The 23,562-nt window shown below is 69.6% G+C and carries 16 protein-coding genes; 5 read left to right on the top strand and 11 right to left on the bottom strand.

What is annotated here, in order from left to right:
* Positions 1 to 9: 9 nt before the first annotated feature.
* The 7 genes from QZ749_RS24155 to QZ749_RS24185 all read right to left on the bottom strand — a co-directional run bounded on the left by QZ749_RS24155 (position 10) and on the right by QZ749_RS24185 (position 8,230).
* Positions 10 to 4,299 (bottom strand): pilus assembly protein, encoded by a 4,290-nt coding sequence (locus QZ749_RS24155; protein WP_296952644.1) that lies wholly within the window; start codon positions 4,297 to 4,299, stop codon positions 10 to 12.
* A 10-nt stretch (positions 4,300 to 4,309) separates the two neighbouring features.
* A complete protein-coding gene (locus tag QZ749_RS24160) occupies positions 4,310 to 4,909 on the bottom strand; it encodes a hypothetical protein (protein ID WP_296952647.1) in 600 nt (199 codons plus the stop codon).
* Complete coding sequence (locus QZ749_RS24165) at positions 4,906 to 6,066, bottom strand: PilW family protein (protein WP_296952650.1); 1,161 nt, start codon at positions 6,064 to 6,066, stop codon at positions 4,906 to 4,908. Before QZ749_RS24165 ends, QZ749_RS24160 begins: the two co-directional genes overlap by 4 nt.
* Positions 6,063 to 6,485, bottom strand: coding sequence for a prepilin-type N-terminal cleavage/methylation domain-containing protein (locus tag QZ749_RS24170; protein ID WP_296952652.1), 423 nt, complete (start codon positions 6,483 to 6,485; stop codon positions 6,063 to 6,065). The genes QZ749_RS24165 and QZ749_RS24170 overlap by 4 nt, the downstream gene beginning before the upstream one ends.
* Positions 6,482 to 7,120: a Tfp pilus assembly protein FimT/FimU gene (locus QZ749_RS24175; protein WP_296952654.1), complete on the bottom strand. Its 639-nt coding sequence runs from the start codon at positions 7,118 to 7,120 to the stop codon at positions 6,482 to 6,484. The genes QZ749_RS24170 and QZ749_RS24175 overlap by 4 nt, the downstream gene beginning before the upstream one ends.
* Complete coding sequence (locus QZ749_RS24180) at positions 7,108 to 7,557, bottom strand: type IV pilin protein (protein WP_296952656.1); 450 nt, start codon at positions 7,555 to 7,557, stop codon at positions 7,108 to 7,110. The genes QZ749_RS24175 and QZ749_RS24180 overlap by 13 nt, the downstream gene beginning before the upstream one ends.
* A gap of 169 nt (positions 7,558 to 7,726) precedes the next feature.
* A complete protein-coding gene (locus tag QZ749_RS24185) occupies positions 7,727 to 8,230 on the bottom strand; it encodes a GNAT family N-acetyltransferase (protein ID WP_296952659.1) in 504 nt (167 codons plus the stop codon).
* 190 nt (positions 8,231 to 8,420) lie between these two features.
* Here QZ749_RS24185 and QZ749_RS24190 point away from each other — a divergent pair, with 190 nt between their 5' ends.
* Both QZ749_RS24190 and QZ749_RS24195 read left to right on the top strand, forming a co-directional pair.
* Positions 8,421 to 10,775 carry a GH92 family glycosyl hydrolase gene (locus QZ749_RS24190; RefSeq protein WP_296952662.1) on the top strand — a complete coding sequence of 785 codons (2,355 nt, stop codon included), beginning with the start codon at positions 8,421 to 8,423 and terminating at the stop codon, positions 10,773 to 10,775.
* Positions 10,775 to 13,084: a GH92 family glycosyl hydrolase gene (locus QZ749_RS24195; RefSeq protein WP_296952665.1), complete on the top strand. Its 2,310-nt coding sequence runs from the start codon at positions 10,775 to 10,777 to the stop codon at positions 13,082 to 13,084. The genes QZ749_RS24190 and QZ749_RS24195 overlap by 1 nt, the downstream gene beginning before the upstream one ends.
* An 89-nt stretch (positions 13,085 to 13,173) precedes the next feature.
* On the opposite strand, the gene QZ749_RS24200 is transcribed toward QZ749_RS24195, so the two are convergent.
* Positions 13,174 to 14,109 (bottom strand): DMT family transporter, encoded by a 936-nt coding sequence (locus QZ749_RS24200; RefSeq protein ID WP_296952670.1) that lies wholly within the window; start codon positions 14,107 to 14,109, stop codon positions 13,174 to 13,176.
* Between the two features lie 233 nt (positions 14,110 to 14,342).
* On the opposite strand from QZ749_RS24200, the gene QZ749_RS24205 reads away from it, so the two are divergent.
* A complete protein-coding gene (locus QZ749_RS24205; protein ID WP_296952676.1) occupies positions 14,343 to 14,810 on the top strand; it encodes an Lrp/AsnC family transcriptional regulator in 468 nt (155 codons plus the stop codon).
* Between the two features lie 42 nt (positions 14,811 to 14,852).
* Here the strand turns inward: QZ749_RS24205 and QZ749_RS24210 are convergent, their stop codons facing one another.
* Both QZ749_RS24210 and QZ749_RS24215 read right to left on the bottom strand, forming a co-directional pair.
* Complete coding sequence (locus tag QZ749_RS24210) at positions 14,853 to 16,187, bottom strand: diguanylate cyclase (protein ID WP_296952679.1); 1,335 nt, start codon at positions 16,185 to 16,187, stop codon at positions 14,853 to 14,855.
* A gap of 204 nt (positions 16,188 to 16,391) precedes the next feature.
* Positions 16,392 to 17,876: a sodium:alanine symporter family protein gene (locus tag QZ749_RS24215; protein WP_296952682.1), complete on the bottom strand. Its 1,485-nt coding sequence runs from the start codon at positions 17,874 to 17,876 to the stop codon at positions 16,392 to 16,394.
* 364 nt (positions 17,877 to 18,240) lie between these two features.
* On the opposite strand from QZ749_RS24215, the gene QZ749_RS24220 reads away from it, so the two are divergent.
* Entirely contained in the window at positions 18,241 to 20,697 is a 2,457-nt protein-coding gene (locus tag QZ749_RS24220; RefSeq protein ID WP_296952686.1) for a membrane-bound PQQ-dependent dehydrogenase, glucose/quinate/shikimate family, read from the top strand.
* Positions 20,698 to 20,739: 42 nt separating this feature from the next.
* Positions 20,740 to 21,228 carry a hypothetical protein gene (locus QZ749_RS24225; RefSeq protein WP_296952690.1) on the top strand — a complete coding sequence of 163 codons (489 nt, stop codon included), beginning with the start codon at positions 20,740 to 20,742 and terminating at the stop codon, positions 21,226 to 21,228.
* Between the two features lie 46 nt (positions 21,229 to 21,274).
* On the opposite strand, the gene QZ749_RS24230 is transcribed toward QZ749_RS24225, so the two are convergent.
* The gene (locus QZ749_RS24230; protein WP_296952692.1) at positions 21,275 to 23,518 is read right to left on the bottom strand and encodes a TonB-dependent siderophore receptor; all 2,244 of its coding nucleotides are present in this window, start codon (positions 23,516 to 23,518) and stop codon (positions 21,275 to 21,277) included.
* Positions 23,519 to 23,562: the final 44 nt, after the last annotated feature.

Consider the following 23,562-nt stretch of genomic DNA (forward strand, 5'->3'; position numbering starts at 1 on the left):
CGGCCACGCTCAGTCGCGCACCCGCCGCCAGCCCGTCTTGCGCGCCGCGCTCGCCTTCGACGGCGGGAACTGCGTGGTCTTCAGCTCGCCGCTGGCCAGCGTCGAGATCTGCACGAAGGTGCCGCCCGGCAGCTGGACGACGGTGGAACCCACGGCCGCCGATGCCGCCGACAGCGTCGCGCCGGCGATCAGGGTGCCGCTGCAGACGTCCAGCAGGTACAGGTTGCTCTTGCCGCCCACCGTGCACGCCGACGACGTCGACGGGATGTTGGTCACCACGTCGAGCGTGCCGGCGATGACCTTCGGGTCCAGGTTGACGCGCTCGCCGCGGTTCTGGTCGAAGTCCACGTACCAGCCGGCCTTGGTCGAGAGGTCGGCGGCCGTGCTGGTCGAGCCGTAGGTGTCGCCGGCGGCGCTGCTGGTCTTGGTCAGCGCGATCCGCGTCATCGCCGCGTCGGTACGCCAGTCGGCGGCCGCGATGCCGGTGCCGGAATCCTTCAGCACGTAGGTGGTCTGGGTCGTCGTGTCGGTGATGTCGGGCACGTCCAGCAGGCGTCCGGTGCCGAAGGCGACGACGCGCGCCACGCCGGACGTCACCACGCCCTGCGCGTTCGTGGAATCGACCTGGCACAGCGTGATCTCGGGGCGGGCCGTGACCGGCTGGCCGGCGCCGGCGTCGCCCATCTGCAGCACGGTCGGGTTGCCGCGCGCGGTGAAGTCGAAACGCCACATCTTGCCCAGGTTGTCGCCGCCGTAGACATAGGTCACCTGCGGGTCGGACTGCGGGTTGACGCTGGTCGCCGTGATGCGCGCGAAGCCCGAGGGCGTGCCGGTGCTGCCGGCGCCGGTGCTGGTCTTGCTCAGCACGCGCCCGCTGGCCACGTCGACCACGTACAGCCAGCCGCGCCCGTCCCCGCCGGCGCCGCCTTCGACGCCGGGGACGTTGTTGTAGCCGGAGGTCAGGAACACGACCCAGCGCGTGGTGCCGCCGGCGTCGGTCCAGGTGCCGAACTGCGGATTGCCGAAGCTCAGGCCGATGTCGGCGTCGTAGTTGTTGCCCGTGCAGACGGTGGCGTCGGCGCACAGCTCCCACAGCGCGGCCGGGTTGGCCGGATCCGTCACGTCCAGCGCGAAGTAGCCGCGCCCGCCCGCGTTCAGGCCCGCCACCAGCACCGAGCGCCAGCGCCCGCCGATCTGCACGTCGGCCACCTCGGGCGCGCCGTCGACCGTGTACTGGTGGTTGGTGCCGTAGGTGGTGCTGGCCTGGCGGTACAGCTTCTTCATGGTGACCCGCGGGACGTAGGCCCACAGCTCGTTGCCGTTGGCCGCGTCGAAGGCGTGCAGCATGCCGTCGTTGGCGCCGACGAAGACCGTCGCCGCGCGCCCGGCCTGGGCCGACTTGTAGTCGTCGTAGCCGGCCAGCGTGTAGGCCTTGCGCGGATCGCGCAGGTAGGCCGGCTTGGACGAGGCGACGTCGCCCAGCACCACCAGGTAGGTCGTGTCGGGCTGGCTGGGGTCGGGCGCCACGCGCGAATACGCGCGCAGCACGTTGTCGTCGGCATACTGCTGCCAGCCGCGCGCCCAGTTGACGATGTTGGCGCCGGCGTTGACGATCGCCCGGTTCGCCTCGGACAGCGTCGGGCATTGGGACAGTTCGCCGCACTTGTTGTCGAACCAGGATTTCTCGGTGGCCGTCATGCCGGCGTAGCGGAACGCCTTCAGGCCGCCGTTGACCGTGTCGAGCATCAGGATGTTGCGGGTGTCGGCACTGGCCGCCACCTTCTGCCCCAGCGTCCTGGTGGTGGTCCATACGGCGTCCTTGGCGACCGTGCCGTCGGACGCCGAGATCTTCCGGTCCGACAGTTCGCCGTACCACTTCACGGTCGTGAAGGTCGAGGAAAACACGTCGTTGTCGAGCGTCGTGATGTTCGGCGTCGAGGTGGCCGCCGCCGACGCGGCGCCGGTGCGGGTCTGGATCGCCGACAGCGCCTTGCCCAGGCCCTGGACGACGTCGGTCGGGTCGGACGCGCTGAAGTACTTGCCGCGGCCGTTGATCGCCGCGTGCCACAGGTCGTCCACGCGCGACTGGTAGGCGGCGCCGCCGTCGGTGTCGCCGGTGCTCGGGTCCGGCCACACGTACGCGCGGTTGTTGTTCCACGGGCAGCCGCTGGCCACCCCCGTGATCAGCTTGTAGAAGTCGAGCTTGGGGTCGGGCGCCGTGTCGTAGTCCTTCTCGTAGGTCATGATGCCGTCCACGCCCAGGCCCAGCGCGTAGGTGTTCATGTGCAGGCGCTTGTTGTCGTCGCTGTTGCCCAGCACCAGGCCCTCGGCCGTCCAGTCCTCCAGGCCCGGGCGCAGCGAGGACGTGCCGTCCGCCGAGCCGCCGTTGTACCAGTACAGCGCGACGTCGGCCAGCGACGGCGCGGACTGCGTGCGGGTGTCGACGCATCCCTTGGCGCGCGTGCAGAAGCGCTCCGGGTTCTCGACGTTGTCGTTGTTGGGCACGGCCGGGTAGCCGCCGTTCCAGTAGCCGTCGGTGGTGATGAAGGTGAAGTTCTGCTGGCAGGGATACTGCACGACCTCCTGGCCGGCCGGCATGGCGAAGCGGCCCTTGTTGGCGTACATATTGCCGATCGCGTCGAGCGCCAGGCGCACCGGCGTCGACTTGTTGCCGTTCATGCCGTACAGCGTGTCGTACCAGTCGCTGCGGTTGGCGCCCGAGAATTCGCGCGGGCGGATGATGTCGCCGGCCGCGTTGATGGCGTTCTGCGCGTCCGTGTCGCGCGTGGCCGCCGCCAGTTCCAGCGAGACCAGGCCGACGTTGTAGTTCGAGTTCAGCGACTGGAAGGCCTGTCCCACCGCCGTCTTCATCATCTGGTTGCGCGACTTGTAGTAGGTGTACCAGTTGGCGAAGTTGGTCATCTCCTCGGCATAGGTGCAGCTGCTGCCGGCGCAGTCGGTGCGCGCCTCGCCCTTCGGATAGCTGGTCACGCTCGGGACGATGTCGGTGCGCACGAATACCGACGCGCCGCTGCCCAGCGGGGCCGTCGCGGTCGGGATGCCCTTGTTGGACCCGGTCGGCACGCTCACGCTCAGCGCCCAGCCGCTGCGGCTGGCGTCGCCGAGGACGGCGCAGTTGCCGATCGTCTTGCCGCTGGTGCCGGTCGCGCACTCGACCGGGACCACGGCCACGACGTTGTCGCCGCCCAGCGTGATGCCGTAGGTCGAGCAGGCCGGCACGCCGCTGGAGGCGGTTTTGACGCAGGCCAGGTACTGGTTCGTCAGCCCGGTCTTGTTGATGATCGACGCGGCCAGCGCCACCGCGGCCGACGTCATCTTGCTGCCGGTATTCGTGCCGTTCGAGGCCGTGACCGTGCCGTTGGTGATGACGACGTTGCCGCCCGGCTCGGCCACGGTGACGCTGTTGATCGCCAGCGAGGAACTCACCGACGACTGCTGGATCGTGATCGTGCCGTAGGCGGCCACCGTGCCGGCGTTCGGATTGCCGAAGCGCGGGTACTTGTAGTCGGCGTCGCCGTACTTGGCGCGGCAGTTGCTCAGGTCGCGGCTGTTGCACCAGCGGACCTTGGCCGGCACCGGGTAGCCCGACGGCGCGACGGCGCCCACGGCCACGGTCTTGCAGTCGGTGAGGTTGGCGTTGGTGCAGTACTCCGACACGTTGATCGTGTAGTAGTACGGATTGGTGTAGTAGATGTCGGCGCGCTTGCGCGCATCGGTCGGGTAGGTATAGGTGGCCGCGTTGTAGACGCAGTTGTTGCCGTTGGAATCGCACCAGCGCAGGTCGGGCACGCTGTTGGTGAGGTTGGTGCTGGTGCGCGACTTGTTCTCGAGGTCGACCCTGTTGACCCCGAAGGCATCGGTCTTCACGGCCGTCCACGTCGTCATCGCGTCGTAGGACGTGCCGTCCGCGCGCACCGGCGGCGTGTAGCGCACCGCCGGGTTGTAGTACTGCTTGTTGAAGTCGGCGCTGTTGAACGGCGGGTGGCCGACCGAGCACGCCATGGTGCTGGCGCTCGACATCGAGGAGCCGCCGCGGCACGTGGTGTTGTCGCCGACGTAGTCCGGGGTCGCCATGTAGGCCATCGAACCGGAATTATCGTACAGCAGCATCAGGTTGGGCTTGACGTTGCCGGTGCCGTTCAGGTTCAGCAGCGGCAGCTGCGAGATGCCGGTGGGCGCCGCCGCGGCCGGCGCCGCGGCCGCCAGCACGGCGGCCAGAGCGGCCAGAGCGGCCGCCAGCGCGGCCGGCGGGCGGAAGAAGCCGATGGATCTTTTCATGGATGTGTTCTCATGCCCCGATCAGGACGATCATCTGGTTGGTGACGCTGGCGCCGCGCGCGCCGGCGATGCGCGCCGTCACCACGTAGTGCAGGCGCGGCGAGCCGGCGTACTGGGCGGCGTCGACCGCGCCGCTGGCGCCGATCGGCAGCGCGTTGCCGAGGGCCGCCGTGTTCGGCGCGGTCTGCATGCACTGGTTGTTGACGACCGGGTCGTTGTAGGCCCCGCTCTTGTTGCACATGCGGTGGATCACGTATTCCACCCGCGTGCCGTCGCTGTCCGTGATGGTCTTGCTGCCGGCCCAGAAATCGCCGCTGCGCAGGTCCGTCGTGGTCAGGCGCGCGACGTAGCCGTTGGCGGCGCTGTCGTTGTCGAGCGTCGCCTTGCTCGTCGCCGCCGTCGTGTCGAGCCACTGGAAGGCGCTGTGCAGGCCCAGGTCGGCCTGGCGGCTCAGCGTCGCGTCATAGGCCAGGTTGCCGGTCGTGAGGCCGGTCGAGTGCACCGCCTTGAGCAGGTAGACCGCGCCGACCAGCATCAGCGCCAGGATCACCAGCACCACCGGCAGCGCGATGCCGCGCGCGCGGCGGCCGTGCGGGACGGCGCGCGTCATTGCGGCCTCCAGCTGGCGTTGCGCAGCATGACGACGGTCTCGAAGGTCCGGTAGCGGTAGCACTGCCAGTTGACCGGGTCGCCGGCGACGGCCACGTCGAGGGTGACCGGCGCCGCGTCCACGCCCGCCGGCACCTGGCCCGCGAACACGACCGGCCTGGCGGTCGTGGCCGTGCAGGCGGCGCCGGCCGCGGGGTTCTCGACGGCCTTGCTGCGCGCCACCACGGCCAGGCGCACGGCGGCGATGCGCTGCCAGTCGGCCGCGTCGCCGCTGACGCCGGAGCCGTCGGCGTCGACCATCGTCGACGACCAGCGCCCGACCTGCATGCCATATTCCGGGCGGAACGCCGCGCCGGCGCGGGTGTCGAAGCCGTACTGCGCCTTGATCGAGACGACGCCTTCCGACACCGCCGCGGCGCTGGCCGAGCCGGTGGCGCCGGTGGAGCGCAGCTGCAGGTAGCCGTCCGACACCGACCAGGTGCGCAAGGCGAGCGTGTCGGCCGGCCCCAGGTTGAACACGCGCGCGGCGTTCGCGGTGAAGCTTGGACCCAGCGCCCCGCTGTTGTAGCGCCGCCCCCCGCCGCCGGCGAACTGGATGGTCGTCCCGTTCGTCCCCGACACCTGGGCCAGCGCGCAGGTGCCGCCGGCCTGGTCGGGCGCGACCACGATCACGGTGCCGGCGTCGAACCACAGCGGGGGGCGGTCGACGGTCAGCGAGGTGCCGTTGGCGTAGGAGGCGACCACGCGCAGCATGCCGGTGCCGCCCACCGAGCTGCCGGCATAGAAGGACACGCGGTCCGGGTTCGCGCCGTTCGACTCGATCACCACCGGCGCCAGCGGGTGGATGGTGGCGGCGCCGCGCGTGGCGGGCGCCAGCGTGTAGCCCTGGGTGTCGCTGAACACGGTATTGCAGCCCGCCACGATCGGATCGTTCAGGCCGAAGCCGGCCTGTTCGGCGTCCCCGCCCAGCGCGAACAGCGCCACCATCCCGTTCTGCATCGCGTCCGAGCCGCCCAGTGCCGACTGGCGGCCCGCTTCCGCGCCGGTGAACAGGCGCAGCGCGAACAGCAGCGCCAGCAGGCCGACGACCACGCTGACCATCAGCTCGACGAGGGAAAAGCCGCGCGCCCGGCGCGCGGGACGAGGCGCGCGCGTCATGACGAAGCCGCCGGCGCCAGGTAGGCGACGACGCTGTGGGCATTGGCCGCCGTGCCACTCTTGCGCGCCCACGAGATGGTCACCGCCACCCGCGTGCGCCCGTCCGCGGCCGCGCCGACCGTCACCAGCATGCCGGCGCCGGGAATGTGCGCGCGGGTCTCGTCGACCCATGGCTGCAGGCGCGCGCTCGGTGTGCCGGTGGCGGCCAGCGCGTAGCTGGCCAGGTTGGCCTGGTCGACCGCCATCGTGCCGAGCAGGCGGTTGGCGGCGATCACGGCCTCGGCGCGCATGCCGGCGTCGGCCAGCGCGCCCTGCGAGCGCGCCTGCAGGCCGATCACGCCGATCAGGCCGATGGCCAGCAGTACCGCCGCGACCAGCGCCTCGATCAGGGCCATGCCCCGCTGGCGGCGCGCGATCATGCGGCGGGCGGGCACTTGCGTGCCGTGTGGTCCGCCGCGTCCGGATCGCAGACGGCGGCGATGCCGCCCAGCGTCAGCACCACGGCCTGGCGCCGGAACGCCCCCTGGCGCCTGGCCGCGGGCGCGATCACGATGCTCGCCAGGCGCGGCGCGACGCGCTGGTCGACCCAGCCGAGCGGCGTGAAATAGACGTCGGTGGCGCCGGACGGCGCGAGGCTCTGGGCCATGTCGGCCTCGCCCGGCATGGCCTGGGCGCTGCGCCCGACCGACTTGAAGCCGGCCACCGCGCTGTCCACGGTCGACCAGGTGCCGTGGTCGTCGTCGCAGGGCGTGGCCAGGTTGGGCAGGCAGATGTCGACGCGCCAGTCCATCTGGCCGTTGGCGTTCTCGGTCAGCACCAGGCGGCTGGCGCTGTTGTGGGCGATCGCCTGGTTGCGCGCCATCACCATGCCGTCCTGGTAGAACACGGCGGCCGCGGCGGCCCGGCGGGCCAGCAGCCAGTTCGACATCGACGGCATGCCCATCGCCAGCAGGATGCCCAGGATGGCGACCACCACGGCCGCCTCCACCAGCGTGAAGCCGGCCCGGCGCGCCGGCCGCGCCACTCCGCCCACGCCATGCCTCACTGCACGCACGTGCCGCCCTTGCGGTCGATCCAGCAGCTCGTGCTGGTGCCCCAGCCGGCCGGCGCGGCGGTCGTGGCGCGGGTGCCGTTCTGGTCGATGGTGTAGGCGAAGCCGTCCATCGGGCCGCGCCCGGTCGCGGTCACCAGGTAGGCGGCATCGCCGGCGCTGGTCAGCGCATAGGAAAAGTTCGCGGTGGTGGCGGGAATGCGGTTCTGGCCGGCGGCGTCCATGCCGGTATAGGTGTGCTTGTTGGCCCAGTACTCCTCGGCCGCCGTCTGCACGCCGCCCAGGCCGCTGAACGCCTCGGTCAGGCGCGCACGCACCACGTAGTCGCGATACGACGGGACCGCGATCGCGGCGAGGATGCCGACGATGGCGACGACGACCAGGATTTCGATCAGCGTGAAGCCGCGCGCGCGCCGCGCCGTGATGGGAAGGTGTGCCATATGCCAGTCAGGAATGCGAGGTAAGTATAGTTTCCGCACGTCAATATTACCGCAAACCATGGATTTTTGGTCGTAAAAACGCCACGCTCGGCCCCTTTCCACCCCTCTGGACACGAAGAATTTGCGCGCCTTGCCAAGGCGCTCACGGTTGTGACCAGAAGTGCAACGACTATGGCAAGCGCGTCATGTACAGCGCCCCGTCCGGATAGCCGGCCAGCGCGGCCCGGCTGGCCGGGTCGGCCGGGCCGTCCCGGTCGGCGGCGAAGCCCATGGCTTCCCAGAACGCGCGCGAATCCTGCACCGACACCAGCGCGGCGCGCGCCAGCGCCCCCGCCGTGCCCGGCGCCAGCATCCGGCGCACCAGCCGGCGCGCGAGCCCGCTGCCCAGCGCGCGCGGGGCCACGGCCAGGTCGTGCAGGTACAGCGTGTCCGGCACCGGCGCGACGTCGAACGGGGCGCCGAGCGGCGTGACCTTGCCGTACACCGACGGATAGGCGAACAGATAGCCGCACACGCCGGCGGCGTCGCATGCCACCAGCGTCGTCGCCGGCGCCGCGCGCAGGCGCGCCAGCACCACCGCGCCCGCTTCCTGCATGGCGGGCGGATAGCACTGCGCCTGCACCGCCAGCACGGCGTCCAGGTCGTCCGCGCGCATCGGGCGCAGCAGGGGCATCGTCGGGTCGTCTGGTTCTCGCATCGGGACCGGATTATGCACGATGCGGGGCGCGCCGCCCAGTGCCCGCGCGCCCCCGGATGTTTAGCCGGCACGCTAAACACGGGCGTGCCGATGCATTTATATTGCCGGGCATGAAAAATTCGCGTTATGTTTCAAGCTTGTTACGCCAACACCAGCAGGAGACCGCATGCGCGTTCGTTTCAGTTCCCGTTTCAGCTTCACCGCCGCCGCCCTCGCCGCGGCGCTCTTGTGCGACGGCGCCGCCCTGGCGCAGGCGCCCGCCACGGCGCCGGCGCCGCGCACCGCCGACGTCAACGTCTTCGTCGGCACCGGCGGCGACGGCCACACCTTCCCCGGCGCCACGCGCCCGTTCGGCATGGTGCAGCTCAGCCCCGACACCCAGGTGCGCCACTTCAAGCAGAGCTATCCCTGGGCCGCCGGCTACCGCTACGAGGACGATTCGATCCTCGGCTTCTCGCACACCCACTTTTCCGGCGCCGGCCACTCGGACCTGGGCGACATCCTCCTGATGCCGACCGCGTCCGAGCTCAAGCTCGATCCGGGCTATCCCGAACGGCCGTTCAGCGGCTACCGCTCGCGCTTCTCGCACAAGGACGAGAAGGCGGAGCCGGGCTACTACGCGGTGAAACTGCTGGACAACGACGTCGACGTCGAACTCACCGCCAGCGAACGCGTCGGCCTGCACCGCTACCGCTTCAAGCCGGGTGCGGACGCCAAGGTGGTGCTGGACCTGCGCCAGAGCATCTACGACTACGCGTCCAAGAACCTGTGGTCGCGCCTGCGCCTGCGCGGCAACGACCTCGTGACCGGCATGCGCGAGACGCGCGGCTGGGCGCCGGGCCGCCAGTTGTACTTCGCGATCCGCTTCTCGCGTCCGATCGCCGGCCACCAGCTGCTCAACCGCGAGGAAGGCGTCGAGTACCGCGGCTTCGCGGCGCCGGGCAAGACCCCGGCCGAGAAGGTCCTGGTCGAGGGCAAGGCGCTCGAGGGCACGTTCGACTTCGGCCAGCCGGCCGACCATACGCTGATGGTCAAGGTCGCGATCTCGCCGGTCAGCGAGGACAATGCGATCGCCAACCTGGACGAGATGCCGGGCTGGGACTTCGACGCCGAGCGCGGCAAGGCCCACGACGCCTGGGAACAGGCGCTGTCCGCCGTCGAGATCGAGGCGCCGCAGCCGATGAAGCGCATGGTCACGACCAGCCTGTACCACGCGATGCTGGCCCCGAGCCTGTTCATGGACCGCAACGGCCAGTACCGCGGCCCGGACAACCAGGTGCACCAGGCGGACGGCTTCCGCTTCCACTCGACGTTCTCGCTGTGGGACACCTACCGCGCCCTGCACCCGCTGCTGACGCTGATCCAGCCCGAGCAGCGCAACGTCGACTTCGTGCGCTCGCTGATCGCCTCCCAGCAGGCCAGCCCCTACGGCATCCTGCCGGTGTGGCAGTTCGCCGGCCTGGAGACCTGGTGCATGATCGGCTACCACGCGGTGCCGGTGATCGCCGACGCCTACATGAAGGGCCTGAAGGGCTTCGACGCCGACGAGGCGCTACGCGCGATGACGGCCAGCGCCGAATACGGCCCTTACGGCGGCCTGAAGCACTACATGAAACTGGGCTACGTGCCGATCGACCTCGAACCGGAAGCCGCCTCGAAGACGGTGGAATACGCGTTCGACGACTGGACCATCGCGCGCATGGCCGAGAAGATGGGCCGCAAGGACGTCGCCGACAAGTACTACAAGCGCGCCCAGAACTGGCGCAACGTGTTCGATCCGAAGACCGGCTTCGTGCGCGCCAGGAAGTCCAGCGGCGAGTTCCGCACCCCGTTCAACCCGGTGCAGTCGAACTTCGGCAGCGACTACACGGAAGGCAGCGCCTGGCAGTATTCCTGGTACATGCCGCACGATAATGCCGGCCTGGTGAAGATGCTGGGCGGCGACGCCGGCCTGCAGAACAAGATCGACCAGGTGTTCGACGCCAAGGTGGACGAGAACGTGTATGCCCACATGGAAGACATCTCGGGCCTGATCGGCCACTACGCCCACGGCAACGAGCCGTCGCACCACGTCGCCTACCTGTACAACTATGCCGGCGCGCCGTGGAAGACCCAGGGCCGCCTGAAGCAGATCGTGGACAGCCAGTACAAGGACGCGCCGGACGGCCTGGCCGGCAACGACGACCTGGGCCAGACCTCGGCCTGGCTGGCCTTCACCGCGCTGGGCTTCTATCCGGTGGCGCCGGGCAGCAACGAGTACGTGATCGGCCGGCCGTTCGTCGAGCGCGCCACGCTGAACCTCCCGAACGGCAAGCGCTTCACGGTGCGCGCGGAGAACCTGTCGGACGCCAACGGCTACGTCGGCGCCGTCACGCTCAACGGCAAGCCGCTGGCGCGCTCGTTCCTGCGCCACGAGGACATCACGGCCGGCGGCGAACTGGTGTTCCGCATGCAGGCCACGCCGAACAAGGACTGGGGCCGCGACCGCGCCGCCCGTCCGTACACGCAGACGGCGTACTGATGCGCGCCCTCTTCCTGACTCTGGCCCTGCCGCTGGCGCTGGCGGCGGCCGGCGCCGGCGCCGCCGGGCGGCCCGCGCCGCTCGACTACGTCAATCCGCTGATGGGCACGGCCAGCAAGCCGGAACTCTCGAACGGCAACACCTACCCGGCCATCGGCGTCCCGTGGGGCATGAACTACTGGACGCCGCAGACGGGCAAGATGGGCAACGGCTGGACCTATACCTACGACGCCGACAAGATCCGCGGCTTCAAGCAGACGCACCAGCCCTCGCCGTGGATGAACGACTACGGCCAGTTCGCCGTCATGCCCGTGACCGGGGAGCGGCGCTTCACCCAGGACGCGCGCGCCAGCTGGTTCTCGCACAAGGCGGAAGTGTCGCGGCCGGACTACTACAAGGTGTACCTGGCCGACAGCGACGTCACGACCGAGATCGCGCCGACCGAACGCGCGGCCCAGTTCCGCTTCACCTTCCCGAAGACGGACCAGGCCTGGGTCGTGATCGACGCCTTCGACAAGGGCTCGTACGTGAAGGTGCTGCCCGGCCAGCGCCGGATCGTCGGCTACTCGACCCGCTACGCGCGCGGGCCGCTGCCGAACTTCCGCAACTGGTTCGTGATCGAGTTCGACAAGCCGTTCGCCTCGAGCGCGCTGTGGGACGGCGACAAGCTGGCCGACCCGGCGCTGGCCGAGCTGCAGGCGAACCATGCCGGCGCCATCGTCGGCTTCGCCACGCAGGCGGGCGAGCAGGTGCGCATGCGCGTCGCGTCCTCGTTCATCAGCCTGGAACAGGCGGAGCTGAACCTGGCGCGCGAGATCGGCAGCGACGACTTCGACGCCACCCGCGCCAAGGCGGCCAGGCGCTGGAACGAGGTGCTCGGCAAGGTGGAGGTGTCCGGCGGCAGCGTCGACCAGATGCGCACCTTCTATTCGAGCCTGTACCGCATGGTGCAGTTCCCGAACAAGCTGTACGAACTGGACGCCGTCGGCCAGCCGGTGCACTGGAGCCCGTACAACGGCAAGACCCTGCCGGGCCGCATGTTCGCCGGCACCGGGTTCTGGGACACCTTCCGCGCCCTGTACCCGTTCCTGAACCTGGTGTACCCGGCGATCAACCGCGAGATGCAGGAAGGCCTGGCCAACGATTTCCGCGAAGGCGGCTGGCTGCCCGAGTGGTCCAGCCCCGGCTACGCCAACGTCATGATCGGGAATAACTCGGCGTCGGTGGTGTCCGAGGCCTACCTGAAGGGCGTGAAGAGCGCCGACATCGAGACGCTGTGGCAGGCGCTGGTCCACGGCGCCAACAACGCCGGTCCGATCGAGGCCGTGGGCCGCGCGGGCGTCGAGCACTACAACACGCTGGGCTACGTGCCCTACGACGTCGGCATCAACGAGAGCGCCGCCCGCACGCTGGAATACGCCTACGACGATTTCGCCATCTGGCAGCTCGGCAAGGCGCTCGGCAAGCCCAAGGAAGAGACCGACGTGTTCGCGCGCCGCGCCCTCAACTACCGCAAGCTGTTCGATCCGGAGACGGGCCTGATGCGCGGGAAGAACAAGGACGGCAGCTTCCAGTCGCCGTTCAACCCGTTCAAGTGGGGCGACGCCTTCACCGAGGGCAACAGCTGGCACTACACGTGGTCGGTGTTCCACGACGTCGAGGGCCTGGTGCGGCTGATGGGCGGGCGCGAGCGATTCGTGCAGAAGCTCGATGCCGTGTTCACGCTGCCGCCGGTGTTCGACGAGAGCTACTACAAGGCCGTGATCCACGAGATCCGCGAGATGCAGATCGCCGGCATGGGCCAGTACGCGCACGGCAACCAGCCGATCCAGCACATGATCTACCTGTACGACTACGCCGGCGCGCCGTGGAAGACCCAGTACTGGACGCGCGAGGTGATGAACCGCCTGTACCGCGCCACCCCGGACGGCTACTGCGGCGACGAGGACAATGGCCAGACCTCGGCCTGGTACGTGTTCTCGGCGCTGGGCTTCTACCCGGTCACGCCGGCGTCGACCCAGTACGCGCTGGGCGCCCCGCTGTTCCCGCGGGCGCGCCTGCACCTCGAGAACGGCCGCACGGTGACGATCCGCGCCCCGGGCAGCAGCGACGCCCGGCGCTACGTCGAGCGCCTGCGGGTGGACGGCAAGGCCGTCGAGCGCAACTGGCTGGGTCACGCCGAGCTGATGGACGGCGCGCGCATCGACTTCCGCATGTCGGCCCGGCCGAACCGCACGCGCGGCACGCAGGCATCGAGCGCCCCCTACTCGATGTCGACCGACCCGGAGGCCGCCGCCATCGTGCGCTGATATGTTTCACTGATGGGCCGCCAGGTTGCAGCGGCAACGACAACGGGCACCCGCGGGTGCCCGTTGCTGTTGGCCGCCGTGCCGCGCGCTCAGCGCCGGCGCATGCTCGACAGCAGCACGCCGGCCAGGATCACGCCGAAGCCGGCCACGTGGTACAGGTGCGGCGCTTCCTTCAGCAGCGGCCAGGCGGCCAGCGTGGCGTACAGCGGGATCAGGTACAGCGCCATGCTGGCGCGCGCCGGGCCGGCCAGCGACACCAGGCGGTCGAAGCAGAAGTAGGCGCCCAGGCTCGGCACCACGGCCAGGAAGGCCAGCGCCACGTAGACGCGGCCGTCGCCGAAGTCCGGCACGGCGCCGTGCGCGGCTTCGAGCGCGGCGAACGGGGCCAGCACCAGCGCGCCGCCCAGGATCATCGCGGCCAGCTTGACGGTGCTGGGCAGCGGCGGCAGCGGCAGGCGCTTGTTGAAGACGGTGTACAGCGCCCAGCCCACGGCGGCCAGCACGACCCACAGGTCGCCGGCGCCGAACTGCAGCTGGCCCAGCGCGGTGACGTCGCCCTTGGACAGCACGACCAGCACGCCCAGGATCGCCAGGAACATGCCGCCGGCCTGGCGCCGCGACAGCGGGGCCTTCCACACCAGCGTCTCGATCATGGTGACCAGCGCCGGGCAGGCGGCGAAGATGATCGCCACGTTGGCGGCGCCGGTATGGCGCGCGCCCACGTATTGCGGGGCCACGGCCACGCCCATGCCCAGGCCGGCGAGCATCAGGATGCGTTGCCAGTTGGCCTTCAGGGTGGCGCGCAGCGCCCACAGGCGCGGGCCGACGGTCGGCAGCAGGATCAGGAAGGCCAGCGCCCAGCGCCCGAAGGCGAGGAACACCGGCGGCACGTCGGCACCCTGGGCCCAGCGGGCGACCACGAGGTTGGCGGCGAACAGCGCCGGCGTGACCATCATCAGCGGCAGCTCGGCGCCGAGGGCGCTGCCCCGGTAGCCTGCGCCTGCCTGAGAAACTGCTTGCGACACGAGATCTCCTTCACGAATGCGGCAATCCCGGACCCCGGCCGTCCCGGTTTGGGAAAGGCGGTGCCGGCATGGACGCGCCTGGTCGGCGCAGCACGATCTTAAATGATGCAGCGCAGAATATGCTTTTCTTCGATAGTGAAATCCGGGCCATTTTTTGAAGGAATCTCTTCTGTTCGGCTAAAATGCGAAAGGATTCTCCATGACCTCAAACAAGCGAAGATGGAAGTGTTGACATGAAAGACGGACAGCTGGACGAGATCGACCGCCACATCCTGCGCGTGCTGGGCCGCGACGGGCGCATCAGCAACCAGCGCCTGGCGGAAACCGTGCACCTGTCGCCCACGCCCTGCTGGCACCGCGTGCGCACGCTCGAGGAAGCGGGCTACATCAGCGGCTACGCGGCGCTGCTGGACCAGCGCGCGCTGGGCATGCCGGACACGGTGATCATCGAGGTCACCGTCGACCGCCACGACGACGAGATCTTCAAAGCGTTCTCGGACGCGCTGGCCGAGCTGCCGGAAGTGATGGAAGCCTACCTGCTGTCGGGGGAATACGATTACCTGATCAAGGTCGCCGTGTCCGGCACGGAGGGGTACGAGCGCTTCCTGCGCCAGAAGCTGTACAAGCTGCCGGGCGTGAAGCACACGCGCTCGACGTTCACGCTGCGCTGCCTGAAGCGGGCGCCCTCGGTGACGCCGTGATGCCGTGATGCCGGCGCCGGCCGGTGCGCCGGGTCGCGCGTCTCAGCCGGCCACCCGGCGCTGCACCACGGCCCCCGCGCACACCTGGTTGCGCCCTTCCTGCTTGGCCTTGTACAGCATGGCGTCGGCGCGCAGGAACAGCTCGTTCTCGCTCTTCTGTTCCGGGTAGGAGGCGACGCCGGCGCTGAACGAGAAATGGCGCACGTCGCCCGGGCGCACCTCGAACGGGATGGCGCCGAAGGCCTGGCGCAGGGCGTCGATGCGGCGCCAGCCCTCTTCCGGGGTGCAGTCGCGCAGCACCAGCACGAATTCCTCGCCGCCGAAGCGGCTCAGCAGGTCGCCCTCGCCCAGGTGCGCCTGCAGCACCAGCGACAGGCGCTTGATGACGATGTCGCCGAAGCTGTGGCCCCAGGTGTCGTTGATGGTCTTGAACTTGTCGATGTCGATCACGCCGTAGGCCAGCGGACCGCCTTCGCGCGCGGCCTGCTTGATCAGCGCCTGGGTCTTCTTCTGCAGCCCCACCTTGTTGAGCAGGCCGGTGGCGCGGTCCTTGCCGATCAGGTCGCGGTTGATGCGGATCTTGTCGGCGCGCTTGACCAGCTGCGCCGCCAGCAGTCCGCCGTCCTGCCCGGACAGGATGGCGTCGAAGCCGCTGTCGAGCGCGCGCACCGCCAGCGCCCCGTCGTCGCAGCCGCCCTGCAGCAGGATGATCTCGCGCACCGGGTCGGCTTCCATGTTCTTCTTGAGCACCGGCACCAGGCCTTCGGTGCGGGCGTATTCGGTATCCGTGATCAGGACCACGTCCGGCTGCTGCTCCTTGACCAGCAGATGCAGGGTCAGCGCGTCCGCGTGGTGCATCACGTCGACGCGGCTGTCGCGCAGCGCCTGCTCGTCCCACGCCGGCGGCGCCCCGAGCAGCACGGCGCGCACCAGGTCGCCGCGCTTCTTTTGCACGAACAGGTTGAACAGCTTGTCGACCAGCACGTCGTTGGCGATCGGCTTCTCGGCATAGGCCAGGCAGTGGCAGTCCACCAGGCGCTGCTGCAGCAGGAACCTGCCGCCCTGGCGCGCGCTCTGCAGGTAGATGTAGTCGTGGTCGGCCGGCAGGCTCTGCAGCAGCTCGCCCAGCATCATCAGGCGGCGCCCGTCGCCCAGGTCCGCCTGCATATTGTGCAGCGCGTCCAGGTCGATCACGAACAGGCTGTTGCCGCGGTCGGCCTCCACCGCGTCCACGAAGGCCCGGCCTTCGTGGAAGAAGCGGATGTCGAAGTCGTACTTGTGCGCGTGCAGCTGGAGTTCCGCCCGGTTGTCCTTGATGAAGAAACTCTGCGACAGCATCAGTACATGATTTTTATACAACGGTGTGTCGCTCTTCATGTCTCGCCAATGTCCATGTCAGGTGTTTCCGGGCTTGTTTAGTCAACTTGCACAAGAATACAGATTTTTACTGCTTCGCAGAAAATATTTCCGTATCGGATGCTGTAGATCGATCACACGCCAGGCCGCCTGCCAATCGTCCTGGCGCAACAGGATACGGCGCCAAGATGACAGCGTCATGTCCGCTGCATGGGCACGACCCCGTCAGGGTGCATCGACCGCCGCCGCCGCCGCCGCGTCCGCCGCCGCCGACCTGGCCGCCGCGCGCCGCTCCCAGTAGTGGGCGTTGGCGATGCCCAGCGCCGCCGGGTCGAATTCCGGATCCTTGCCGGCCCGCTTCTGCGCCTCGTAGTCGCGCAGGCAGGCGAAGGCCACCTTGTGCAGCAGGACGATGGCGACGATGTTCAGCCAGGCCATCAGGCCGACGCCGATGTCGCCCAGCGCCCAGGCCAGGTCCGCCGTCTTGATCGCCCCGTACACCGTCGCGCCCATCATGCACAGCTTGAGCACGAGGCTCATCCACGGCCGGTGCGCGGCGCGGTTGATGTAGGCGATATTCGTCTCGGCGATGTAATAGTAGGCCACGATGGTCGTGAAGGCGAAGAACAGCAGCGCCAGCGCCACGAACAGCGCGCCGAACCCGGGCATCACGTTCTCCAGCGCGGTTTGGACATAGCCCGGCCCGGCGGCTACGCCGTGCACGCCCGTGTAGATCGGCGAGCCGTCGGCGCGCTCGACGTTGTACTGGCCGGTGATCAGGAGCATGAACGCCGTCGCCGAGCACACGAACAGGGTATCGATGTAGACCGAGAAGCCCTGGACCAGGCCCTGCTTGGCCGGATGGCTCACCTCGGCCGCCGACGATGCGTGCGGACCGGTGCCCTGGCCCGCCTCGTTGGAATACACGCCGCGCTTGACGCCCCACTGGATCGCCATGCCGAGGATGGCGCCGAAGGCCGCGTCGGCGCCGAAGGCCGAGGAAAAGATCAGCGCCAGCACGCCGGGCAGCCGGTGGATGTGCATGAACACGATCACGCAGGCGACGATGATGTAGGCCAGCGCCATGAAAGGCACGACGATCTCGGCGAAATGGGCGATGCGCTTGACGCCGCCGAAGATGATGAAGCCGAGCGCGATGGCCAGCAGCGCCGCGGTGACGTTGGGGTCGATGCCGGTCGCCGTGCGCAGGCTCTCGGCGATCGAGTTGGCCTGCACGCCGGGCAGCAGCACGCCGGTCGCGACGATGGTCGCGATGGCGAAGGTCCAGGCATACCACTTCATGCCCAGGCCCTTCTCGATGTAGAACGCCGGCCCGCCGCGGTACTCCTTGCCGATCTGCTCCTTGTAGACCTGGCCCAGCGTCGATTCGACGAAGGCCGAACTGGCGCCCAGGAAGGCGACCGCCCACATCCAGAACACCGAGCCGGGTCCGCCGAAGGTGATCGCGGTCGCCACGCCGGCGATGTTGCCGGTTCCTACGCGTCCGGCGAGGGTCATCGCCAGCGCCTGGAACGAGGACACGCCCTGGTCCGAACTCTTCCCTTCCATCATCAGGCGCGTCATCTCGCGCACGTGCCTGACCTGCAGGAAGCGCGAACGCACCGAGAAATACAAGCCCACGCCGAGGCACAGGGCAATCAGCGCCGGACTCCAGATCCAGCCGTTCAGCGTCGCGACCAACTCGTTCATCGTCATCGATTCCTTGCGAAATAATGGCCGGAAGCCTCCGGACCGGATGGACGGCCGGCATCGGCCGGCCTGTGGAGGCCACAAGATACATGAATCGTTTCCAATTTCCCATGCATATTTTTGTGAATGCGCGGCATGCGCCACCGGGGCGCGGGCATGCACCAGCACCGCGCGGCGCCTGCACCGCGACGGCGCCGGCGCAGGGGGCCGAACCGAACCGTGTGCCGCGCGCGAACCGAGTCGTGCTATAAAACCCTTAGCTTTCGAACAATTAGTTTGCCAACAATCGTTCGAATCCGTTGCCGGCCGCCAGCGGCCGGCCGTTCGTCCCGTCGACGGGCCAACTTGCCCCTGGAGCGTCACCATGTCCGATCTGTCCGCCTCACCCGCGCGGCGCAAGCCGCGCATCACGGGAGGGTTGTTCGTGCTCGCCGGCCTGTTCCTGGCCGGCGGCGGCCTCTATCTCGCCATCCTCGGCGGTTCCTGGTACTACCTCGTCGCCGGCATCGGCGTCGTGCTGACCGGCGCCGGCCTGTACGCCAGCCGGCGCTGGGCGCTGCACCTGTACGCGCTGGTGCTGGCCGGCACCGTGGCCTGGGCCCTGGCCGAAGTCGGCCTGCGCGGCTGGGAACTGGAGCCGCGCCTGCTGGGCCCCACGCTGGTGGGCATCTACCTGCTGCTGCCCTGGGTGGCGCCGCGCCTGGGCAATGCCGAGGGTAGCGGCGGCGCGGGGCGCTACGGCCGCGCCCAGCTGCCCCTGCTGGCCTCGGTGCTGCTGGCCGTGGCCGCCGGCGCCGCGTCGCTGTTCCATGCGCCCGGCATCGCCGGCCAGCTGCCGCCCGCCGACCACCTGGCCGACGCCCACGACCGCTCGGTCCCGGACGCCGACTGGCAGTTCTACGGCCGCAGCGCCCGGGGCGACCGCTTTTCGCCGCTGGGCCAGATCACGCCGGACAATGTAGGGCACCTGAAGCTGGCGTGGCAGGCCCGCACCGGCGACACCATGCGCAAGGGCGAGGACGTCGGCGGCACCGACGCCGGCCACGAATTCAACTTCGAGGACACGCCCACCAAGATCGGCGACACCCTCTACGTGTGCACCGGCCACAGCTGGGTGGTGGCGTTCGACGCCAGGACCGGCAGGAAGAAATGGACGTTCGACCCGCACGCCGACACCGACGCCGACGTCTACCTGGCCTGCCGCGGCGTCGCCTACTACCAGGCGCCGCCCGGCACCCGCACCGGCTGCCCGGCGCGCATCATCGCCCCCGTGCTGGACGCGCGGGTGATGGCGCTGAACGCGGACACCGGCAAGCCCTGCGAGGACTTCGGCGAGCACGGCTTCATCTCGCTGGCCAAGTACCTGGGCCACGTGCAGAAGGGCTTCCACTTCGTGACGTCGCCGCCGCTGGTGCTGCACGACCGCCTGATCCTCGGCGGCTGGGTCTGGGACAACCAGGCCGAGCACGAGCGGTCGGGCGCCGTGCGCGGCTTCGACCCGCTGACCGGCGAACTCGCCTGGGCCTGGGACGTCGGCCACACCCCGCACCACTGGAAGCCGGGCGCGAACGACGTGCTGACGCGCGGCACCCCGAACGCCTGGGGCGTGTACACGGCCGACCCCGACCTGGGCCTGGTCTACCTGCCGCTGGGGAATGCCACGCCGGACTACTTCGGCGGCCACCGCCGGCCGTTCGACGAAACCTACTCGAGCGCCATCGTGGCCCTCGACATCGCGACCGGCGCGGAGCGCTGGCACTTCCAGACCACGCACCACGACCTGTGGGACATGGACCTGCCGATCGGCCCGTCGCTGGTCGACGTGCCCGATCCGGCGCGGCCCGGCCAACTGGTGCCGGCGCTGGTCCAGACCACCAAGCGCGGCGAATTCTTCATGCTCGACCGGCGCACCGGCACGCCGCTGGCCAGGGTCGAGGAAAAGCCGGTGCCGCAGGGCGCGGCGCCGGGCGACTTCGTCAGCAGGACCCAGCCCTTCTCGACCGGCCTGCCGTCGCTGACGCCGGCCGACCTGCAGGAAAGCCGGCTGTGGGGCGCCACGCCGTTCGACCAGCTGATCTGCCGCATCCAGTTCAAGTCCTTCAATTACCGCGGCCAGTTCACGCCGCCGGGCCTGAAGAAGACCATCGTCTACCCGGCGTTCGACGGCGTCATCGACTGGATGGGCGCCTCGGTCGACCCGAACCGCAAGGTGGTGTTCGCCAACGCCAACTACATCCCGTTCGTGGTCCAGCTGATCCCGCGCGAGCAACCCGAACGGCAGGGCGTGATCCCGCCCTGGAACGGCCAGGGCGACCAGCCGCTGACGTCGGCGCCGTACGCGCCGCAATACGGCACGCCCTACATCGGCAGCGTGCACCCATGGCTCAACCCGCTGGGCGTGCCCTGCAACGCGCCGCCGTGGGGCACGCTGACGGCGATCGACCTCAAGTCGCGCGCCATCGTCTGGCAGCATCCGGTCGGCACCACGCGCGACACGGGACCGTTCGGCACCCACGTCAACCTGCCCCTGAAGACCGGGATCTTTAACATCGGCGGGAACATCGTCACCAAGGGCGGCCTGGTCTTCATGGGCGCCACCGCCGACGACTACCTGCGCGCCTACGACGAGCGCACCGGCGACCTGCTGTGGCAGGCGCGCCTGCCGGCCGGCGGCCAGGCCACGCCGATGTCGTACGCGGTCGACGGCAAGCAGTACGTCGTCATCGCCGCCGGCGGCCACGGCGGCCTGGGCACGCGCAGCGGCGACCACGTGCTGGCCTATGCGCTGGACGATGCGCCGGACGACCGCAAGGCGCGCTGACGGACGGCGCCCGGCAACGATTTCACCGACCAAGGAGTCCACATGAGTATCCGCAACCTGCTTTCCTCCGTCCTGATCGGCGCCGTCGCCAGCGCCCGTTCGATGACGCCGATGGCCACGCTGGCCACCGCCCGCCTGGCCGACCGCCACACGCCGGGCCAGCTGTTCCTGCTGGACCGCCCGGCCTTCAAGTACGGCGCGATGGCGATGGGCGTCGGCGAATTGTTCGGCGACAAGATGAAGTCCGCGCCCGACCGCACCGTGTTCCTCGGCCTGCTGGCGCGCGTGATGAGCGCCGGGATCGCCGGCGCCGCGCTGGCGCCCCACGGCCGCGAGCGCGAGGGCGCGGCGGTCGCCGTCGCCACCGCCGTGCCGCTGGCCTACCTGACGCTGGCCGGCCGCAAGCGCGCGATGGCGCGCATCGGCCAGACGCGCAGCGGCCTGGTCGAGGATGCGCTGATCGTCGCCGCCGGCGCCGCGATCGTGGCCCTGTCGACGACGCCGGCCGGGCAGGACGGCGCGCCCGCCTGACGCCGCGGCCGTCCGCCCGCGGCGCGGGCCGCGCCGGCCAGGACACTCAGAAGTTCGCGCGCAGCGTCACCAGCACGTTGCGCGGATCGCCGTAGTAGTTGCCGATGCCGGTCGGCGCGTACTTCGCGTAGTAGACCTTGTCGAACACGTTGTTGACGTTCGCCTGCAGCGCCCAGGTCGGGCCGAAGCGGTAGCCGACCATCGCGTTCCACACCGCGTAGCTGCCCTGGGTGGCGCTGACGGCGCCCGAGCGCACGTAGGTCTCGCTCTGCGCCTGCACGCCGCCGCCGACGGTCCAGCCGTCGAGCGCGCCGCCGGTCGGGCGCCAGGTCGCGAACACGCGCAGCAGGTGCTTCGGATCGATGCTGCGCAGCGGCTGGCCGACGTTCGACGCCGTGCTGTCGGCCAGGTAACTGGTGCGGGTATGGGTGTAGCCGCCCGTCAGTTGCAGGCCCGGCAGCACCTCGCCGTTGACTTCCAGCTCCCAGCCTTCGCTGCGCTGCCTGCCGCCGTCGATGTAGCAGTAACCGGTCGGGTACCACGGCAGGCACGGGGTGCCGGCCGCGGTGTCCTGGGCGGCCTTGCCCTCGTTATCGATGCGGAACAGGCCCAGGGTGGCGGTCACACGGCCGCCGTAGAACTCGCCCTTCAGGCCGGCCTCGACGTCCTTGCCGGTGACCGGCGCGAGGATGGCGCCGCTGCGGTCCTTGAAGTTCTGCGGCGTGAAGATCTCGGTGTAGCTGGCGTAGGCGCTGACGTTGCGGTTAACGGCGTAGGTGATGCCGGCATACGGGGTGGTCTGGCGCGCGATCCTGTAGTTGCCGGACGGCGCGGCCGGCACGTCGTAGTCCCACCAGCTCAGGCGCGTGCCCAGCAGCACGGCCAGCGGATCGGTGAGCGACAGGCGCGTGGTCGCGTACACGCCCTCCTGGCTGGTCTTGTTGCCGTTGGCGGCGTAGGCGGTGCCCGGGGCAATGGCCGGCCGCGCCACCGCGTACGGGTTCCAGGTGCGGATGTCGACGTTGGTCATCGGCCCCAGGTTGAAGTAACCGCTGGTGCCGATGGTGTCGACGTCCTGGCGTTCGGCGCCGACCACCAGCGTGTGCCTGCGGCCGAAGGCCTGGAACGGGCCGTCGGCGGTGAACGACAGGACGCGCTGGTTGCTGGTGTCGCCCGTGTAGGCCGAGGTGCTGACGTTGAACAGGTATGGGTTGGTGGCGCCGGCCGGGCGCGTGAAGTAGGACTGCAGGAAGCCCCACGGCTTCATCTTCAGGCCGGTGTACGCGGCGCTGGCCTTGAGCTTCCAGCCGTTGGCGAAGCCGTGCTCCAGCGCCAGCATGGCCTGGTCGTTGTAGCGGTTCCAGCGGTTCCAGGCGGCGCCCAGGTAGGTCGAACGCGGCAGGTGCAGGGGGCCGCCGTCGAGCGCCGACGGCAGATTGCCCCAGGCCCCGGTGGCGTCCAGGTCGGTGTGCTGCAGACTGGCCGTCAGCAACGTGGCCGGCGCCAGGTCGGCTTCCAGCACCGCGTACAGCACTTCGCGGTCTTCCTTGCGCACGTCCTGGAAGAAGTCGCGCTTGTCCTTGACGGCGACGACCCGGCCGCGCAGCGACCCGGACGCATTCAGCGGACCCGAGACGTCGGCCTCGATGCGGCGGCGGTCCCAGCTGCCGAGGGTGGCGGCAGCCTGCGCCTGCAGCGTGCCGGTCGGACGCTTGCGCACCAGGTTGACGGCCGCGGACGGGTTGCCCGCGCCGCGCAGCATGCCGGAGGCGCCGCGCAGGATCTCCACGTGGTCGAGCACTGCGGTGTCGGGCTGGGCGAACATCGAGCCGGCCTGGTTGATCGTCATGCCGTCGACCTGCAGCGCATCGATCTGGTAGCCGCGCGAGAAATACGTGACGCGCTCGCTGTCGGTGTAGTCGACCGTGACCCCCGGGGTGTTGCGCAGCACGTCCTGCAGGTCGGGCAGCACGCGGTCGTCGAGGAAGGCGCGGGTCAGCACGGTGACCGGTTGCGGCACGTCGCGGATGTCGTCGATGCCCTTGAACACCGATGCCTTCCTGGCCGCGAAGCCCTGCTCGGCCTGGTGCGTGCCCGTGATGGTGACGGTGTGCACCGGGATGGCGTCCGCGTCGTCCGGCCCCGGCGCCGCCTCGCCCGCCCGGGCCGCGTGCGGCGCGACCAGCGCCGCGCACAGCATCGCGCACAGCATTGCCGCCTGCGCCGTGCGGCGCAGCGGGAAGGGAAGGAACTGGGAAGGCGTGGCCTCGGCGTGCGGGCGGAACATCATACAAACCTCATCGAACGGTGGAAAGGACTTGCCGGAATGAGAAT

It is taken from the genome of uncultured Massilia sp., assembly GCF_913773735.1.
Lineage (GTDB): Bacteria > Pseudomonadota > Gammaproteobacteria > Burkholderiales > Burkholderiaceae_D > Telluria.

Bases quoted from the DNA above. Each gene is read 5' to 3' on its own strand.
- QZ749_RS24155 (WP_296952644.1), bottom strand. From the start codon at position 4,299: ATGAAAAGATCCATCGGCTTCTTCCGCCCGCCGGCCGCGCTGGCGGCC.
- QZ749_RS24160 (WP_296952647.1), bottom strand. From the start codon at position 4,909: ATGACGCGCGCCGTCCCGCACGGCCGCCGCGCGCGCGGCATCGCGCTG.
- QZ749_RS24165 (WP_296952650.1), bottom strand. From the start codon at position 6,066: ATGACGCGCGCGCCTCGTCCCGCGCGCCGGGCGCGCGGCTTTTCCCTC.
- QZ749_RS24170 (WP_296952652.1), bottom strand. From the start codon at position 6,485: ATGATCGCGCGCCGCCAGCGGGGCATGGCCCTGATCGAGGCGCTGGTC.
- QZ749_RS24180 (WP_296952656.1), bottom strand. From the start codon at position 7,557: ATGGCACACCTTCCCATCACGGCGCGGCGCGCGCGCGGCTTCACGCTG.
- QZ749_RS24185 (WP_296952659.1), bottom strand. From the start codon at position 8,230: ATGCCCCTGCTGCGCCCGATGCGCGCGGACGACCTGGACGCCGTGCTG.
- QZ749_RS24190 (WP_296952662.1), top strand. From the start codon at position 8,421: ATGCGCGTTCGTTTCAGTTCCCGTTTCAGCTTCACCGCCGCCGCCCTC.
- QZ749_RS24195 (WP_296952665.1), top strand. From the start codon at position 10,775: ATGCGCGCCCTCTTCCTGACTCTGGCCCTGCCGCTGGCGCTGGCGGCG.
- QZ749_RS24205 (WP_296952676.1), top strand. From the start codon at position 14,343: ATGAAAGACGGACAGCTGGACGAGATCGACCGCCACATCCTGCGCGTG.
- QZ749_RS24210 (WP_296952679.1), bottom strand. From the start codon at position 16,187: ATGAAGAGCGACACACCGTTGTATAAAAATCATGTACTGATGCTGTCG.
- QZ749_RS24215 (WP_296952682.1), bottom strand. From the start codon at position 17,876: ATGAACGAGTTGGTCGCGACGCTGAACGGCTGGATCTGGAGTCCGGCG.
- QZ749_RS24220 (WP_296952686.1), top strand. From the start codon at position 18,241: ATGTCCGATCTGTCCGCCTCACCCGCGCGGCGCAAGCCGCGCATCACG.
- QZ749_RS24225 (WP_296952690.1), top strand. From the start codon at position 20,740: ATGAGTATCCGCAACCTGCTTTCCTCCGTCCTGATCGGCGCCGTCGCC.
- QZ749_RS24230 (WP_296952692.1), bottom strand. From the start codon at position 23,518: ATGATGTTCCGCCCGCACGCCGAGGCCACGCCTTCCCAGTTCCTTCCC.